The 15,674-nt window shown below is 44.0% G+C and carries 15 protein-coding genes, 1 pseudogene and 2 riboswitches; of the genes and pseudogenes, 7 read left to right on the top strand and 9 right to left on the bottom strand.

Annotation, left to right across the window (positions count from 1 at the left end):
• A pseudogene (locus BLS23_RS22285) lies at positions 1 to 379 on the top strand (transposase); the annotation flags it as partial.
• Positions 357 to 467: riboswitch (SAM riboswitch) on the bottom strand. (Overlaps the previous pseudogene by 23 nt.)
• 73 nt (positions 468 to 540) lie before the next feature.
• Here BLS23_RS22285 and BLS23_RS20350 read toward each other — a convergent pair.
• The 3 genes from BLS23_RS20350 to BLS23_RS20340 all read right to left on the bottom strand — a co-directional run bounded on the left by BLS23_RS20350 (position 541) and on the right by BLS23_RS20340 (position 4,701).
• Entirely contained in the window at positions 541 to 1,686 is a 1,146-nt protein-coding gene (locus tag BLS23_RS20350; protein WP_089654839.1) for a trans-sulfuration enzyme family protein, read from the bottom strand.
• Between the two features lie 59 nt (positions 1,687 to 1,745).
• Positions 1,746 to 2,345 carry an NUDIX hydrolase gene (locus BLS23_RS20345; protein WP_167356135.1) on the bottom strand — a complete coding sequence of 200 codons (600 nt, stop codon included), beginning with the start codon at positions 2,343 to 2,345 and terminating at the stop codon, positions 1,746 to 1,748.
• A 211-nt stretch (positions 2,346 to 2,556) separates the two neighbouring features.
• Positions 2,557 to 4,701 carry a bifunctional diguanylate cyclase/phosphodiesterase gene (locus BLS23_RS20340; RefSeq protein ID WP_089654837.1) on the bottom strand — a complete coding sequence of 715 codons (2,145 nt, stop codon included), beginning with the start codon at positions 4,699 to 4,701 and terminating at the stop codon, positions 2,557 to 2,559.
• A 112-nt stretch (positions 4,702 to 4,813) separates the two neighbouring features.
• Between BLS23_RS20340 and BLS23_RS21895 the strand changes: the two genes are divergently transcribed.
• Both BLS23_RS21895 and BLS23_RS20335 read left to right on the top strand, forming a co-directional pair.
• Positions 4,814 to 4,984 carry a hypothetical protein gene (locus tag BLS23_RS21895; RefSeq protein ID WP_160917376.1) on the top strand — a complete coding sequence of 57 codons (171 nt, stop codon included), beginning with the start codon at positions 4,814 to 4,816 and terminating at the stop codon, positions 4,982 to 4,984.
• A gap of 742 nt (positions 4,985 to 5,726) precedes the next feature.
• Positions 5,727 to 7,166 (top strand): hypothetical protein, encoded by a 1,440-nt coding sequence (locus BLS23_RS20335; protein WP_089654836.1) that lies wholly within the window; start codon positions 5,727 to 5,729, stop codon positions 7,164 to 7,166.
• Positions 7,167 to 7,199: 33 nt separating this feature from the next.
• Here BLS23_RS20335 and BLS23_RS20330 read toward each other — a convergent pair whose 3' ends face one another.
• On the bottom strand, positions 7,200 to 7,964 hold the full coding sequence (locus BLS23_RS20330) for an alpha/beta fold hydrolase (protein ID WP_089654835.1): 765 nt from the start codon (positions 7,962 to 7,964) through the stop codon (positions 7,200 to 7,202).
• 154 nt (positions 7,965 to 8,118) lie between these two features.
• Here BLS23_RS20330 and BLS23_RS20325 point away from each other — a divergent pair, with 154 nt between their 5' ends.
• Positions 8,119 to 8,697 carry an SCO family protein gene (locus BLS23_RS20325; RefSeq protein ID WP_089654834.1) on the top strand — a complete coding sequence of 193 codons (579 nt, stop codon included), beginning with the start codon at positions 8,119 to 8,121 and terminating at the stop codon, positions 8,695 to 8,697.
• 116 nt (positions 8,698 to 8,813) lie between these two features.
• On the opposite strand, the gene BLS23_RS20320 is transcribed toward BLS23_RS20325, so the two are convergent.
• A complete protein-coding gene (locus BLS23_RS20320; protein ID WP_089654833.1) occupies positions 8,814 to 9,716 on the bottom strand; it encodes a DUF1002 domain-containing protein in 903 nt (300 codons plus the stop codon).
• Positions 9,717 to 10,505: 789 nt separating this feature from the next.
• Here BLS23_RS20320 and BLS23_RS20310 point away from each other — a divergent pair.
• Positions 10,506 to 10,892 carry a DoxX family protein gene (locus tag BLS23_RS20310; protein WP_089654831.1) on the top strand — a complete coding sequence of 129 codons (387 nt, stop codon included), beginning with the start codon at positions 10,506 to 10,508 and terminating at the stop codon, positions 10,890 to 10,892.
• 45 nt (positions 10,893 to 10,937) lie between these two features.
• On the top strand, positions 10,938 to 11,459 hold the full coding sequence (locus BLS23_RS20305) for a type 1 glutamine amidotransferase domain-containing protein (RefSeq protein WP_089654830.1): 522 nt from the start codon (positions 10,938 to 10,940) through the stop codon (positions 11,457 to 11,459).
• A gap of 38 nt (positions 11,460 to 11,497) precedes the next feature.
• Here BLS23_RS20305 and BLS23_RS20300 read toward each other — a convergent pair whose 3' ends face one another.
• From BLS23_RS20300 to BLS23_RS20290, 3 genes are all read right to left on the bottom strand, one after another.
• Complete coding sequence (locus tag BLS23_RS20300; protein WP_089654829.1) at positions 11,498 to 12,664, bottom strand: acyl-CoA dehydrogenase family protein; 1,167 nt, start codon at positions 12,662 to 12,664, stop codon at positions 11,498 to 11,500.
• 390 nt (positions 12,665 to 13,054) lie between these two features.
• On the bottom strand, positions 13,055 to 13,429 hold the full coding sequence (locus BLS23_RS20295; RefSeq protein WP_089654828.1) for a hypothetical protein: 375 nt from the start codon (positions 13,427 to 13,429) through the stop codon (positions 13,055 to 13,057).
• A gap of 2 nt (positions 13,430 to 13,431) precedes the next feature.
• Positions 13,432 to 13,638, bottom strand: coding sequence for a helix-turn-helix transcriptional regulator (locus BLS23_RS20290; protein ID WP_089654827.1), 207 nt, complete (start codon positions 13,636 to 13,638; stop codon positions 13,432 to 13,434).
• A gap of 133 nt (positions 13,639 to 13,771) precedes the next feature.
• Here BLS23_RS20290 and BLS23_RS20285 point away from each other — a divergent pair, with 133 nt between their 5' ends.
• Positions 13,772 to 14,623 (top strand): dimethylarginine dimethylaminohydrolase family protein, encoded by an 852-nt coding sequence (locus BLS23_RS20285; RefSeq protein ID WP_089654826.1) that lies wholly within the window; start codon positions 13,772 to 13,774, stop codon positions 14,621 to 14,623.
• Between the two features lie 130 nt (positions 14,624 to 14,753).
• Here the strand turns inward: BLS23_RS20285 and BLS23_RS20280 are convergent, their stop codons facing one another.
• Positions 14,754 to 15,224: an acyl-CoA thioesterase gene (locus BLS23_RS20280; protein WP_089654825.1), complete on the bottom strand. Its 471-nt coding sequence runs from the start codon at positions 15,222 to 15,224 to the stop codon at positions 14,754 to 14,756.
• Positions 15,225 to 15,361: 137 nt separating this feature from the next.
• Positions 15,362 to 15,542, bottom strand: a riboswitch (cobalamin riboswitch).
• Positions 15,543 to 15,674 lie beyond the last annotated feature (132 nt).

Here is a 15,674-nt window from a genome sequence, read left to right as displayed (position 1 = left end):
ACAACGAGAAGTGGGAGCAACAAAAGAATAGCGTGAAGGAGAAGCTTTCAGACGAGAAAACGGGTGAAATCTACGGAAAACGTAAGGTAGACGTAGAGCCAGTTTTTGGATTTTTGAAGGCTAATTTGCGTTTCACTCGAATGTCCGTGAGGGGCAAAGAGTGTGTGGAAAATGAATTAGGATTTGCCTTCCTGGCCGTGAACTTGAGAAAGTACACGGCCAGAAACGGAAACCGTCTAACCAATGATAAGATAAACTCAGTAAAAAAGGGTTCCGGTCATCAAAATTCGATGACCGGAACCCTTTTTTACGTTTTCGACTGGTTATGTCCCAGCCTCTTGTCATTTCGTTTCCTCCTCTTATCTACCAGACCTTTTAGATCTGTAGGACTTGGCACCTTTTCAAACCGATGTTTGAAGGTTGCCGGGCTTCACAGGGCCTATTCCCTCAGCCTCTCTTGATAAGAGATGTATGCAGTTAATTGATCATGTTGTGAATTATAACGGATAACAAACAGAAAAGTCAATCATTTTAGAAAATTCAACTTTTAGAATCTGCAATCGCTTTTTTCAGCTGTTCTATGATATCTTCATGATCTTCGATTCCGATTGACAGTCGAATCACATAATCATTGATGCCGATCTTCTCGCGCTCCTCATCCGATAACGCACGATGGGACGTACGTACAGGATAAGAAACCGTCGTTTCGACTCCTGCCAACGTAGGGGCGATTTTCACCCAACCGAGCGATCGAAAAAACGCCTCTATGTCAATCGAATCATTAAGCTCGATGGTCACAATGGCACCGTTCCCTCTTTCCGATACCTTTTCGGGATAATAGACGGTACGGACGGCATCATGCTCATCCAGGACTTTTGCTACCTGCTTTGCATTGTATGATTGTTTCTTCATTCTAAGACCTAACGTTTTGGCCCCTCGTTGAGTCAGCCATGCTTCAAATGGGCTGAGATTTGCACCAAATGTGACAATCTTCTGGGTAGCAGCCTGAACCAATTCCTCACTCCCGACCAGCACACCACACGTCACGTCACTGTGCCCACCAATATACTTCGTCCCACTATGTACGACAAGGTCGACGCCACGCGTGTACGGCTGCAATAAGTATGGGGTCGCGAACGTATTATCAACCATCGTTTTCACATTCTTTTTGCGAGCAAGAGCGACGAGGCCTCCAAGATCTTCCACCCGTAAAAAAGGATTTGAAATCGATTCCGTATAAAGCAGCTTCGTTTTGTCTGTGATCGCCTCTGAAACCTCCTCCAGATTTGAAAAAGAAACCATCGTTACATCAATCCCGAACGTGGGCAGCTCTTTGGTGATCAGCTTGTGTGAACCTCCGTAAACATCCTCTGCGGCAACGATATGATCCCCGGGTTTTGCAACTGCGAGAATGCCGGCAAGGATGGCTGACATTCCGGATGAAGACGCTACTCCGGCTGGTGCTTCTTCCAGTTCAGCAACGGTTCCAGCAAGTTCATCTGTATTGGGGTTACGCTCTCTCGTATATAAATAAGGGCTGTTTCCCTCATAATAACTTTCCAAGTGATCCAAATCTTTGAATGTAAAGGCGGACGTCTGGTAAATCGGTGTACTCTTGCTATTCGGTACAAGACTTTGATCCGCCTTATGGTGGACTATTTTCGTATCAAAAGATGTATTCGTCATCGTTCGTCTCCTCTCTCTATCACTTAATCAGAAATTATATAGAACAAGTTGGAATATTGTCAAAGTTTTGCGACACATTCTCGAATCGCTTGGAAAACATACCGCTCATATCCTTTTTCATGTGGGACAAGATTTTTACGATTCACTTCTTTTTCTTCACCATTAAGAATAGAGAACCCCTTCACGCTCCGTGGTAGATCCATCAAACCTTCCATATCTTCCAGTGGCACAGAAACGATGTCCTTCACCTCTTCTCCAATCGTAAAGGTCTTGTCATTTGTCCATGGTAAGAGGTAAATACGGCAAATTTCCCGGTCTACGAGAACCCCTTCCTTCAGTTCCTCCTTGTAATAGCCTTGAGGGATTAAATCTCCAGGCACAACCGTCAAACCGACTTCCTCATCAATTTCCCGGACACCAGCCAGAAGTACATCCTCCCCCGCTTCTACATGTCCCGCAGCGGTAATATCAAACAAGCTCGGGAAGTCCTTCTTGTGATCAGCTCTTTGTTGAAGCAATAAATGGATCGTTTCACCTTCCTTGCGGAACATCCAACAATGGAACGTTTCGTGCCAATCCCCGTCCAAATGCACCTTCTCCCTTTCTTTTATTCCAATTGGCTGCTCATTTTCATTATAAATGGTTAGCATTTCTGCCATAAGAATCCCCCTATACTCCAAATCCATTTGAATCGCTCTTCCTTTAATAGAAAGCATACTTGAAATAGACCTTCCCTGCATAAAGAAAATGCTCAGAGCCTGATACTCTGAGCATGGGTCGACCGTATGCTTTCTTGCTAAAATGAATACCGTCCAAAAGAAGTCACGGATCATGGACGGTTTTCAAGAATGGTAAATTTGATCACTCATGTTAATTGTGTACAAGACTTGCCGGTACAGGTTTACTGAAGTAATAGCCTTGATATTCATAACAGCCTTTTTGTTTTAAGTAAGCAATATGTTCACTTGTTTCCACACCTTCAGCAATGACTTGCAGGCCGAGACTTTTCGCCATACTAATGATGGCATTGACGATCGGCACCTCTTCCCCTCGTTCACCAATTTGATTAATGAAAGAACGATCGATTTTTATCGCATCCACAGGCAAACGGTTCAAATAACTGAGGGAAGAAAAACCGACACCGAAGTCATCCAGATGTACTTTAATCCCCTTTTCACGCAAACTGTTCAACGTGTCTGTGCTGCGGTCGAAATCTTGAAGGACCATCGTTTCCGTGATTTCGAGGATCAAGCTGTCAGGAGAAAGCCCTGAACTTTTGAGGGCTTCAAGCACTTTTCTCGGAAGATTTAAATCTTTGAACTGCTGGGCAGACAAATTCACCGATATTTTCAAATCCGGTCTACGATCTTCCACCTGCCATCTTTTTGTTTGCTGACAAGCTTCCTTCAATACCCACTCACCAATTTCTATGATCATCCCTGATTCTTCAGCAAGGCTGATGAAATAATGCGGAGATAACCTACCGTAATCCGGATGGTTCCAGCGGATGAGTGATTCATATCCGATCACCTGCGATGTTCTCCCGCACACTTGGGGTTGATAATGAAGCTCAAACTGATTGTTATCAAGAGCATGATGAAGGGATTGTTTCAAGTGAAGCTCTTCTCTCATCTGCTCACTCATCTTTTCTTCATAAACCGCATAGCGATTCTTTCCGCTTCTCTTCGCTTTATGCATCGCTGCATCCGCATGGCGTAAAAGAGTTTCTCCATTATAATGATCTCGAAGACGGGCCGGGGTGAACGTGACACCGATACTCACGGTATTGTAGAACTCTTTTTCTCCAATAAGAAAAGGGCGTCGCATTGAATGAATAACGTAGTCACTGACTTCCCTTAGTTCTTCAATGCTTCTGACATGTTTGAGGAGGACAATAAATTCATCACTGCTGATCCTGGAAATCACCGCATCATGCTGAGCGAATGTCTGCCTCAAGTAACGGGAGAACTGACGAAGTAGCTCATCCCCTTTCGTGTGCCCCCATGAATCATTGATCATTTTAAAATTATCAATGTCGATGAGTAAGAGCGCAATGTTGCTATCCTTTTCATTCATGGACTGAATTTCGTCTTCAAGGATTCCTGACAAATAGCTGCGCGTGACAAGCCCTGTCAAAGGGTCATACTGAGACAACATCTCCAGCTTCTTTTCCGCCTGCATCCGGGAAAGCTCATTCGCTGTCCGATCAGCAAAAATTTGAAAAAGAGCCTTGCTCAATGGCCCGCTCGTCTGTGTCCGGTTATCCATAATCGCAAGAATTCCGATCACTTCACCATCTGAATTAAGTAAAGCTTTCCCGTGATAACTCTCCACTCCATAATCGTTGATCGTGATATCTTCAGGGAAAAGTCCCCCTACATCATTAGGATAATAACATTCATGAGTCAACGTTACTTGCTCACAAGGCGTATCTTTTAACGCGTAGTGCAGCCCTGAACTAATCTCCCCTTTGTGAGACAAGGAGATCGCTGTCACTTGATCTTTGGCTTCTCCAGTCAATTCTCCGACCAGTACGGTTTCTACACCAAGCACAGAAGATAAATATTTCACAAGAAAGTCAAAGAACTCCTGCCCATTGTAGGAAAGGAAAGCATCTCCGATTTCCACAATCGCTTTTTTAATCCGGCCCAATTCTTCAATGTAAGCAGAATCAGGAGCACCCATACCTGTGTATCCCATAATCTTTCCATTTTCATCAAAGAAAGGCGTGACGATATCCTTCCTCCATTCGTACTTTCCATTGTTCAACACACGATAATTCAAATAAAAAAAATGACGATCTTCTCTCGTCATCGCATGATGGTCCAAATATGCTAAATCATCCTTATGTATGAGTCGCATTAAATCATGCCGGTCCAAGATGGTTGAATCCAGCTTCCATTGATCTTGCAACCTTTCACTCACATAGATGTTCTCTTTTTCTATATCCAAGAACCATATAGGGATGGAAAGCTGCTTTAGTGTATCCCATGGATGTTCAATGATCCGAGCCATTCCGTTCACCTACTCCAAAAATTTTATTCCCTCTTCCTAAATATCGGAAAATTAGAACTAAAGTTTAATCCTTTTTTCACGAGGAAAACTACCTAAAAAGGAGGAAGTTTCTATGAAGCAGAAAAAACAAAGACGAGGTACTGTCGAGCAGACCAATGAAATGGCGCAAGTGTTCAACCGAAAGTTGAGCTACAACCAATCCTTCTCCCATCAGGCAGATGATTCGGAAGTCCATTCTGAAAGCGAAGCTCTCTACCACCACTATTCCGATGATGAAGATTAAGAAAGTGATCTCGAGTGCGAGATCACTTTTTTAGTGCTTCCCTCCCTTAATGACCGAAAATTCTGTTATCATATGATTGACACACCTACAAATTTTTACAAGAATCTCTAGAACCCTGTGATGTTTTATATAGTTTATTAAAGAATATGCCAGGATTGTGGAGACTCGATTTCGAGATGTTTTGGGGTTCGTTGCTGAGTTGCGCGTCAGGGGTGGCTGGGAAGCAACTCGTCTAGCTCCATCGCCCAGACACTCGCGTCATAAGCAGAACAGCAAAGGAATGAAATGCACATTCCGTTGCTGTTCTGCTTATGACAGTCGTGTCTCCCAGGTCGATTCCGCATTTGAACACTTTCCTTGGGGGAGCGCCGAGCTTCCTCGGACTGCGTCCTGCGGGATCTCGCCTATCTCAGCGTTAGGGTATAGTTTTCTGCTTGTTTGAGAGTTGAATACACCAACCCCCAATACGATGGAGGGCTGCTTATTCTGGAAGTGGTTTCGAGATACTCTTATGGTCAAAACGGTGAGACTCCTATGGGACGTGTGGGACAGCTGAGACCCCGGAAGGCGTAGCCTGAGGAGGCTCAGCGCCCGCCCCATGGAAAGCGAACTGTTTCCCGCAGCCCTAAACTCCAATAAACATCTCGAAACTGAGTCTTCAAGTATAGGGAGCTTATGCGAAAGAAGATAGAGATTTAATGAAGAAGTTTAGAAACAAACCAAAAGAAAGGGTTATTTACATATGAAGAAAGGCACCAATAAGAGCAAGTGGATTTTAATCGTGGTTTCTTTGATGTTTTTTGCTATAGGGGCCTATTTTTTCACGGACAGCAGTGAGGAAAAATTGGCTGTGAGTACAGATTCTAAACCAATGCGAAAAGCAAAAGCGGTGGATCTAGAGGAATTCCCTCTTCAGTGGCGTGAAGTCGATACATTTGAACAGGTGAATGAGTTTTATGAAGAACGCATTCACGGTTTATCATTAGCCCGGGAAAAGGAGTTAACTGTCCGACCGCAGGAGTCTACTCCGATTCCTGATAAAGATGGACGAATGCAGATCAACGAGGTGTGGCACAGCGGGCCTACCATCCATGTTTTATACAGCATCGACCTTTCTGCATTGACGAGAAAAGATGGTGATGATAAAGAAACCAAGTACCTCGTTCAGCCTCCTTCTGTGGAGAGCATAAACATTGAGTCCATGAATGGGAGCGAACAATCGTTCCAGCACCATTCACAACCCCTTCACCCCCGGGATACAGTTGTGTTTGAAAATCGAGTGTACGGTCTCATCCAGCTCCCTCCCATTACGGAGAAATGGGGGTATAATTTTGACCCCCATGATATAAAGGATTATGATCAAGATTTTTTAACTTCCTTTAGTCTGCGGATCGATCACCGTACGATCGAAACAAAAGGAATGCCTGTCCGTTATTTCCATGACAAGGATGGACATGTGCTTCAAAGTTATACAACAGACGAGGTGTACTCAGATGACCTAGTCACAGTGGAACCGACATCCATCAATATCGGCGTTTCATCCAGTTACGTAAAAATGAAAATAGAGGCGGATGGGGAAGAAATTGGCCAATCTGTACATGCCGTCATAAAAACAGAGGAAGGATCCGAACACCCTGTCAGGCTTTATCTGAACGAGACGGTAGAAGAAAATGTGTATGAGGCCTGGTTCCAGCCGCCATCAGAACCACTTACAGAAGCAGTGAGCCTTGAACTTGGGTCTCTTCACATCCATGATGATACACCTTATTCGTTCACCGTCGATATGACTCAGTTTAAAGATCATTCAAACGAATCTGTGGTGTTGAATGAAAAAGTGGGAGAAGATTACAATACAGATATCATCCTTGAGCAGGTCGATTCATTTTCCGGAACCAATATGAATCTTCAACTCAAGTATGAACCCCATGAAGCGGATCAAGAAGAAAAATTGGTCGGTGCTCAACTCGCCCCGATGAACAGCCTCCAGGAAGAACGGGAGAAATTTGTAGAAGTCGTTACGAATGAAGGCGAAACCACAGAGGCTAATATTTGGGGGCATGATAATAGAGGAGACATCCACTTCCAGTCTCCTGCACTAAGAAACGCAAAGGAAATCACCGTTACTGTGAATAAGATGGTTTACGCCCACAAATTGGGCCATACCTTCGACTTGAACAAATAGGAAAAAGCAGAGGATTGCCGCTCCTCTGCTTTTTTATATTTCTTCATGAACAAAACGAGTTAATGCATCATTGAAACGATCATAGTGGGTGGCCGGCGTCTGGTGATAAGCATGCTCGATCACTTCCATCTTCACCTTCGGACAAACATTGTAGTATTTGGAGTGTTCATTGATCCAAAATTCTTTGTTGCCGTAAACGAGTAACAACGGTTGAGTAAGCTTGTCTAACCGCCCGCTGCAATCAAAAGACAGGGCTCGATTGTAATAGGTGTACCAGCATTCCGGATCGGACTTCGCCATATGTTCATTCAATTCACGTTTAATTTCGGCATCTTTGAAATGGGAATGGCTGAGTAATTTGGAAAGCGTCTCCGGGCTTTTATCCACCCAGTACATCCCTCCTAAAAACTCAAACCGCAGGCCACCTGTAGCCACCTTCGGGAAACCTCCTGCAAGAATAACCGCTTTCGTCCGTTCAGGAAAAGTGAGTGCGAATTCCTGGGCGATCATCCCTCCGCACGAATAGCCGACGACTACGATTTGGTCGAGGTTCAAATGATCAATAAGCTGGACGACTTCTCTTGCGTACATGGATACATCAGGCGCATGAGAAATCACTTCGGAATCCCCATTTCCACTGAGATCTGGCAAAATGACACGAAACTCCCTGGCGAGGGAGTGCTGCATTTTAAATACTTTCCTCCCCATTCCAGGAGGGTGGATAAAAACAATGGCTTCCCCATTCCCTCGATCATCATAAAATAATTTCGCCCCGCATTTTTCTATAAAATAAGGCATGGCTCTTCATCCCCTAACGATATTCATGGAACCTTAGCATTCCCATAGGGACTGAAAATATGTCCATTTACCGAATATATTAAGGTTCGATTGACCTTACTTTCAAGCAGGCGTAAACTAGACCTGTATCATAATGTCCGGAAGGGGAAACAAAATGAAACGTTTTCTATTACTTAGCCTATTCGCAGGAATTGTCGTCTTTTTAGCTGCTTGCGGATCGAATGAACTTGAGAATACGCTGGATTGGGAAGTCCAGTCTTTTGAAGGAACAACACAAGAGGGAGAAAGCTTTTCCACCGATGATATGGAAGGAAAAGTTTGGCTTGCGAACTTCATCTTTACCAACTGCAATACGGTCTGTCCGCCCATGACCCGTAATATGGTGAAAATTCAAGAGCAGTTAAAAGAAGAAGGGGTCGATGCTGAAATTGTATCCTTCAGTGTAGATCCGACGGTAGATTCACCTGAAGTATTAAAAGAGTTTGGCAAAAAGTACGGTGTTGATCATAGCAACTGGTCCTTCATTACCGAATACACGCAGGAAGAAATTGCTAAGTTCGCTCAAGAGAGCTTCAAAACTTCTGCTGTAAAAACGGAAGGAAACGACCAGGTCATTCATGGAACAGCCTTTTACCTAATCAACGAAGAAGGAATGGTCATGAAGAAATATAAAGGGGACACAGAAGTCCCGTTTGAACAAATTGTGGAAGATACCAAAACCATCACTAACTAAAAGAATCTCCCCTCCACCAAAGGAGCGGGAGTTTTTTTAAAAAGAAAAACTAAACCAGATCATCCACGATGGATGACCTGGTTTGGCGATAATTATTAAAATTATTAAAACCTTTACTAGTTGAATAGTGAGTTGATGAAGTTACTCAGAGATTTGAAGAAGTCCTGCACGGCATTCCGCAAGCTGTTCCAAAATCCATCGTCATTAATTAAATCCTGGATACTTCCTGTCAGATCTTCCAACTGGTTTTGAACCTGATCGAAGTTGATATTCAAATTGCGCATTTGCTCAAACAAATCGATCAATCGCTGACGGTCTTCTTCACTCAGTTCAATATTCAAAGATTGCAGTTGATCTTGGACAATCTGCTCCACTTCTTCCCGTGTAGCTGGGTCCTGCTCAGCAATCTGCTTCTTGATTTCGGTCAAAAGTTCACTGATTTTATCCCGATCGACACCTTCCTTTTCAGCGATATCTGTTGCAATATCAAGCTCATCACTCGCGACTTTCATCCGTTCTTCATCAAGCTTCACACCTTTAGCATCGTATGCTTTATAGATACCTGTAAGCGCAGAGTGGCCACTGACTTTGACAGAAGAAGCCACCAGCACATCCGCATTCTCCACACCGGCGGTCAGCAAAGCATTTGTATACATTTCTTTCGTCACCTGTGTTATGTTATCAGGTGTTACGATTTCAATATTCAATCCTTCTGCATTATCCTGGTGAATGATTTTGACAGATGAGTACATATTCGAATTCGGGTTTCCCCCGATATAATTGGCAAGATCCTGGCCATTGACAGTAAACTCATCGACCTGGTCATGCTGGTTAACTTCAAGCAGCTCAGACACTTCTGCTTTCTGTGCTTCAGACAAGGCTTCTCCATAAACGACAATCGGCAGACCCAACTTTTCATTGATGCCCTGATCCCCTGTCGAAGCGGAAATGCTCGAAGGCAAAGCGAACGCTGTAAACAAAACGACGATCAACATCCATAGACTGACACGTGTTTTCATGTTCTCGACCCCTTGTAAAAATGGTAGATTCCCACTTACGTTATGCGGAACCTCCCATCTATTATACCCGACAAATAGATGCGCGGGTTGTCATAATAGACGTACGAGAGGGAGAAAAAGTTTCAAACTCAGCATACATTTCTTTTTTACAGCTCTGAGTGAACTTTCATAAAAAGTTATTCAATAATATGGCAGGATTGTGGAAGACTCAGTTTCGAGATGTTCTTTGAGGATGGGGCTACGGGGAATGAGTCGCTTTCCGCGGGAGTGCGATGAGCCTCCTCGGACTGCGTCCTGCGGGGTCTCACCTAGCACTCTTTTCCCGCAGGAGTCTCCCCATTCCCCTCCGCCCCTTTACCACGTGAGTGACTCGAAACCACTTCCCAGAAACTCTGCTTGTATGCTCAAGCTAAGTTGATAATATAAACTCTCCCCAGTGGTCATTCCGAGCGTGAAAGCTTAACTTAGAGCGCTTTATACCTGCTCCTGCGTTGGGGAAGAAGACGCGCCACATCTTAGTATAGGGGTTCGTTTCTCACTTACATGGAATGGGGTGGTTGGGAAGCTGCGAGACTCCCGTGGGAGAAGGAGATAGGCGAGATCCCGCAGGACGTAGTCCGAGGAAGCTCGGCGCTCCCCCACAGGAAAGCGAGTGGCTTCCCAACCACCCCTGACGCCCAACACGGCAACGAACCCCGAAAACATCTCGAAACTGAGCCTTCCACAATCGGGAGCTTTTACGCAACTATTTTATAGGATGGATAAACGAAAGAAAGGATGGACGTTGTTATGAAGATTGCACGCCAAATCGGACTTTATGTATTTGCTCTCGCTCTGTTTTATGCAGGAATCACCCACTTCATGTATGATCATGGATTTGCCCGAATGCTGCCTTCCTGGGTACCGCTTAAATTAATTATCGTATATGTTACAGGAATTACGGAGTGGCTCCTTGCCCTTCTGCTTGTTTTCCCGCAAACGCGGAGAGCGGCTGGGTTCGCTACGGCTGCTTTTCTATTCATCGTCTGGCCTGCTAATTTTTATGCTGCCATTTATGGCATACCAGCTCCTTGGAGCGAAGAAACCAATCAGACCGCTTTATGGATACGCCTCCTCTTCCAACCTTTGCTTATTTGGTGGGTTCTCGTCGTTTCCAAAGATTCGAAAGAGGTGTAACCATCTGATAAAATGGGGATAGTGAAAAGGACAAGGAGGTTGTATATGCGATTAGAAGGAAAGAAAGTCATCCAATTGGTCAGTAAAGATTTTGAAGATCTTGAACTATGGTATCCGGTGCTTCGCCTCCAAGAGGAAGGAGCTACCGTCCACCTTGTGGGTGAAAAAGCAGGCGAAGAACATCCAGGGAAATATGGAGTTCCTGCAACGGCGGATTATGCATTCGAGGACATCAATCCAGCTGATTACGATGGAATTCTTGTACCAGGGGGATGGTCTCCCGATAAGCTCCGACGTTATGATAAAGTCATTGAAATGGTCCAGCACATGGACAACGAACGCAAACCGATCGGTCAAATTTGTCATGCGGGCTGGGTGCTTATTTCTGCCAACATCCTGAAAGGACGAAAAGTCACAAGTACTCCGGGAATAAAAGATGACATGATGAATGCTGGTGCAGAATGGTTCGACGAAGCGGTCGTCCAAGATGAACACATTGTTTCTGCCCGTCGTCCACCTGACCTGCCTCCATATGCAAAAGCGTTCGCAGACTTACTCGCTGATTAATCATAAATAAAAACCAGAGCTACTAAAGCTCTGGTTTTTTAATCGTCTTCGGCAATAGCTTGCTTAGCAAGCATCGACACAACCGCATCATCCATCGGTGGATTATGCAATCCAGCCCGTACATCACGGTAATATTTTTCAAAGGCATAGGTTTTGGATAACCCACGGCCCCCTGCAATCCTCATGGCTAGATCGACAACTTCATTAGCTGTGTTCGTCACCGCCAGCTTTACAGCAGCAAGTTCTGCTCCCATATGACCCCGTTGTTCAGGCTCTTCATCCCATTTTCTCGCAATTGAATATAAGAAAGAATGGGCTTGAAGCAGTTTCCACTCCATTTCCCCAATCTTATCTTGAATGTGCGCCACTTCAGAAATCGGAGTATCAAGACTATTCGGTTGGAAGTCTTTTGCAAAAGCAATCGCATCGTTTCGAGCGGCTACGGCAATTCCTAAATAACAGGCAGGAATGTGAAGCAGCCATCCCTTTGGCGAAGGTTTGCTCCCATTTTTCAGTTCTACAAGATCGGATTCCTGAAGCTCGACATCGTCCATCACAAGGTCATCACTCGCTGTCCCTCTCATTCCAAGCGTATCCCAAGTTTTATCAACCGATATCCCTGGCTGATGTCGGTCAATTAAAAACCAACCAACCGTATCCTTGTCTTCTACATAAGCAGACACAATGTAATAATCTAAATGTTCTGCCATGGAAGTGAACGATTTCCTTCCGTTCAAAATGTATTCATCTCCACTTCGAACCGCTTTGGTTTCCGGTATGCCTCCCCGTGTCGGACTTCCGGTTGCCGGTTCTGTCGCCGCTCTGTTTACCACTTTTTGTTCTGAAACAACTTCACTCACAAGGCGGTCATACGAATTTTTGTCCCACAATTGCTCCTGAGAAAGCTCCATCATGATCCCCATGTGCCATCCGATCGACAAAGCGACAGCACCATCACCTTCTGCAATCTTCTCCTGCATCAGTAAGAATTCGTATAAAGATAATCCTTCTCCACCTTCAGATTCTGGTAAAGACATCGACGGGTATTTCTCATCTTTAATGACTTTCAGCGTCTCATAAGAAAAAGATGCTTCACGATCCGTGTCTGTAATATGTTTGCGCGCCTCTTCCGCGATTCGATCCGCCTTTTCAAACAATTCCTGCTGTCGGACGTTTTTTATCCAACGTTTCCATACACCTGCCAAACCAACCACTCCCGATTCTTTATTATAACTAAATCATACCTGACAACTCGGGATGAAGCCAATGCCATGCTTGTCTGATTCACTCCCTTACAACATACCCTATGTACAAAAATTCATTCTGTATCAGCAAATGTCTTTTCGGATGTAACTTTTTGTCCGGTACGCCCGCTTAACAAATCATTCCCACGACATTTCCCGGGAAATGTCGAAATACGGATCATCTGTTCACATAGACAAAGACCATAAAAACCAGGAAACGGCCGCTATTAAATTATCAGGTTTACCATTCCTTTTTTTGTTAAGGAGCAACTTTTACGATCTTTCTTAATAGACAAATAAACGAATGCAACACTGATAAGAAACATGAGCGTCCATTGAGTCACTCCTTTTTCAGTATCGCCTTGCTAAGATGACCATCGTTAAAAATACCGTCACAATGTTTAATGCTAATAGGACACTGAGTAAATCAACAGCGCTGAGCACGACCACTTGCAACGAAATCATAAGGTGGAAGACCCCCATTACCCCCATCATAATGAAGAAAGAGTAAAACACAGCCTTATGCCTGATCCATTTCATGCGTTCATCCTTCTGTTTAAACTGAGGGTATAAGTAGCTCATACTGAAAGATAAAACTCCTAAAGAAACCATGGTCCAAATCATAGACGGCCATTCGCCGCCCATCGTCCCCACAACAATTAAGAAAACTCCTATTAGAAAGAAGAATCCACCGATGACTTTAAAAGCGTTAGAAGTGTAATCCATCCTCATTCCCCCTCCTTTAATTCATAAATAAAAAGATCTTCAATTCGTACACCAAATACGCGCGCAATTTCAAATGCAAGCGGTAAGGAAGGGGAATATCTGTTCTTTTCAATCGAAATAATCGTCTGCCGTGATACCTGCAATTTTTCTGCTAATTTCTCCTGTGACAAACCATGTTTTTTTCTATATTCCGTAAGCCGGTTTCTCATACCACCCCTCCAATTACTTCCAGTATAATGTAAATCAAACTTTACGTAAAGGTTGCTTTACATTACATATTTTATTGTTTTATTCGCTGTCCCCAGGGGAAGAAAAGGGATATGAATAAAAGGAGGATCTATCATGGTTGGAATAGCTTCGGAAAACAGTATTCATTGTGACACCGAATATTCGCCGCTGAAAAAAGTCGTAGTCGCCAAACCCTCTTATATGAAAATCACTGATATCATCAACGAAACTCAAAAACATTACAAAAACCAAAACATAAATGTCAAAACAGCTCTTCAACAACATGAGTATTTCGTGAAGATTTTAGAGGATCATCAAATTGAAGTCATACAACTCCCAAGTCAGCCGGACCTTTATGAACAGGTGTTTACAAGAGATATCGGATTTACGATTGATCATCATCTGTTTATCGGCTCTATGAGTGAAAAGGTTCGTAAACAGGAAACGGATGTCCTGCGGAGATGGGCGAGAAGAAATAACATCGAGGTAGAAGAGGAACTTCCTTCATCGATTGAAGGCGGAGATATTGTGTTAGACGGGGCCACGGTGTGGGTCGGAGAAACTAAAAGGACATCCCGTCAAGCAATCCGTGAGCTCCAATCGCATCTTCCTGATCATCAGGTTGTACCTGTTCCTTTGAGAGGGGATATCCTTCATTTGGACTGCGTATTCAACATGATCGATGAATCTACTGCCATCCTTTATCCTCCTGCTTTTACAAAAAACAGCATGGAAGCCATCACCGCACGTTACAAGGTGATTGAAGTCACCGAGAAGGAACAGTTCACCATGGGACCGAACGTTCTTTCCATTGGAAACCGTAAAGTGATCAGCCTCCCTCAAAACGAGCGACTAAATACACAGTTAGAGAAATATGGGTTTCATGTGATTCCTGTCGACCTTTCAGAAATCATCAAATCCGGAGGGTCGTTCCGATGCTGTACTTTGCCATTAAAACGAACATAAAAGCAGCCCGCTTCTTTTAGAAGGGGCTGCTTTTTTTGAATGGAAGAAGTCCACACAACTATTATAAGACATCATCTAAAGTATGGGGTCTGTGGATTTGGTTACTCGTTTTTAAAACATTAAGTATCTGTCATCTAAGCGCCGGTCTGCTTTTTCGATGTTCCCTCCTGGATGGAGCCGTTTCAAACAATCGTTTGTCTTCCTCTGTCTCGGGGAAGATGGGCGGTACCGGTGTCGGTTTCCCTTCAGCATCTACAGCGACCATCGTTAAAAATGATTCTGTCGTCATCACTTTTCGCCCTTGCAGTAAGTCATCAGCAAAGACTTTTACATAGACTTCCATGGATGTCCGCCCTGTGCTCGTCACACAAGCTTCTAACGTCAATGCGTCCCCTACCTTAGCAGAAGATAAAAAATCCACCGAGTCTATCGAAGCAGTAACAACAACACAGTTTGAATGCTTCATGGCGGTCAGTGCCGCAATTTCGTCGATATAAGAGAGAACTTTCCCTCCGAAAATGGTGTCCAGGTGATTCGTATCTGGTGGCAGCACTAATCTTGTTTGCGTCATTCTAGAATAATGGACAGGTAAAGGTTCCATGAATGGGTTCCTCCTCTTTGAAAATGATTAGCCCGCGAAGGGAGAAATACAAATAAGATTCTCCCTTTGATTCATGGAACCGAAAAAAGCTCTTGATAGATCCAATACACGTAACATCCTCCTATCTCCCGTAGGAAATCATGTTCTTCCTTATGGCAGGTCTCCTGGCTCAGGTTCATCAGCACACAGCCCTTCCCATTTATGAAACAGTGGGTCATCTATGCACCTCCCCATTACAGTGGCGGGACCGCGTTGGCATTTCACCAAACTTCCCTTTTCAGCTTCTATGACGAAGCCACCATAAGGCGATCATTTTTTTATGGAAAAGAGAAACTCTCTTCCCATCCACTATCTCCTAAACATCCAACCCTGTCAACACGAACAAAACATCGAATATAGATCGATAAATTCTTAAAAAGGGGTTGATTACGAACAATAAACTGATATACT

Origin of the sequence: Halobacillus aidingensis, from assembly GCF_900104185.1 — a bacterium.
Taxonomy (GTDB): domain Bacteria; phylum Bacillota; class Bacilli; order Bacillales; family Halobacillaceae; genus Halobacillus; species Halobacillus aidingensis.
The sequence above is the reverse complement of the archived record's forward strand: the minus strand, read 5'-3'. Positions and strand labels throughout refer to the sequence as shown.

What these genes read in the sequence shown, in the direction of transcription:
- BLS23_RS20350 (WP_089654839.1), bottom strand. Translation starts at nt 1,686, where the DNA reads ATGACGAATACATCTTTTGATACGAAAATAGTCCACCATAAGGCGGAT.
- BLS23_RS20345 (WP_167356135.1), bottom strand. Translation starts at nt 2,345, where the DNA reads ATGGCAGAAATGCTAACCATTTATAATGAAAATGAGCAGCCAATTGGA.
- BLS23_RS20340 (WP_089654837.1), bottom strand. Translation starts at nt 4,701, where the DNA reads ATGGCTCGGATCATTGAACATCCATGGGATACACTAAAGCAGCTTTCC.
- BLS23_RS21895 (WP_160917376.1), top strand. Translation starts at nt 4,814, where the DNA reads ATGAAGCAGAAAAAACAAAGACGAGGTACTGTCGAGCAGACCAATGAA.
- BLS23_RS20335 (WP_089654836.1), top strand. Translation starts at nt 5,727, where the DNA reads ATGAAGAAAGGCACCAATAAGAGCAAGTGGATTTTAATCGTGGTTTCT.
- BLS23_RS20330 (WP_089654835.1), bottom strand. Translation starts at nt 7,964, where the DNA reads ATGCCTTATTTTATAGAAAAATGCGGGGCGAAATTATTTTATGATGAT.
- BLS23_RS20325 (WP_089654834.1), top strand. Translation starts at nt 8,119, where the DNA reads ATGAAACGTTTTCTATTACTTAGCCTATTCGCAGGAATTGTCGTCTTT.
- BLS23_RS20320 (WP_089654833.1), bottom strand. Translation starts at nt 9,716, where the DNA reads ATGAAAACACGTGTCAGTCTATGGATGTTGATCGTCGTTTTGTTTACA.
- BLS23_RS20310 (WP_089654831.1), top strand. Translation starts at nt 10,506, where the DNA reads ATGAAGATTGCACGCCAAATCGGACTTTATGTATTTGCTCTCGCTCTG.
- BLS23_RS20305 (WP_089654830.1), top strand. Translation starts at nt 10,938, where the DNA reads ATGCGATTAGAAGGAAAGAAAGTCATCCAATTGGTCAGTAAAGATTTT.
- BLS23_RS20295 (WP_089654828.1), bottom strand. Translation starts at nt 13,429, where the DNA reads ATGGATTACACTTCTAACGCTTTTAAAGTCATCGGTGGATTCTTCTTT.
- BLS23_RS20290 (WP_089654827.1), bottom strand. Translation starts at nt 13,638, where the DNA reads ATGAGAAACCGGCTTACGGAATATAGAAAAAAACATGGTTTGTCACAG.
- BLS23_RS20285 (WP_089654826.1), top strand. Translation starts at nt 13,772, where the DNA reads ATGGTTGGAATAGCTTCGGAAAACAGTATTCATTGTGACACCGAATAT.
- BLS23_RS20280 (WP_089654825.1), bottom strand. Translation starts at nt 15,224, where the DNA reads ATGGAACCTTTACCTGTCCATTATTCTAGAATGACGCAAACAAGATTA.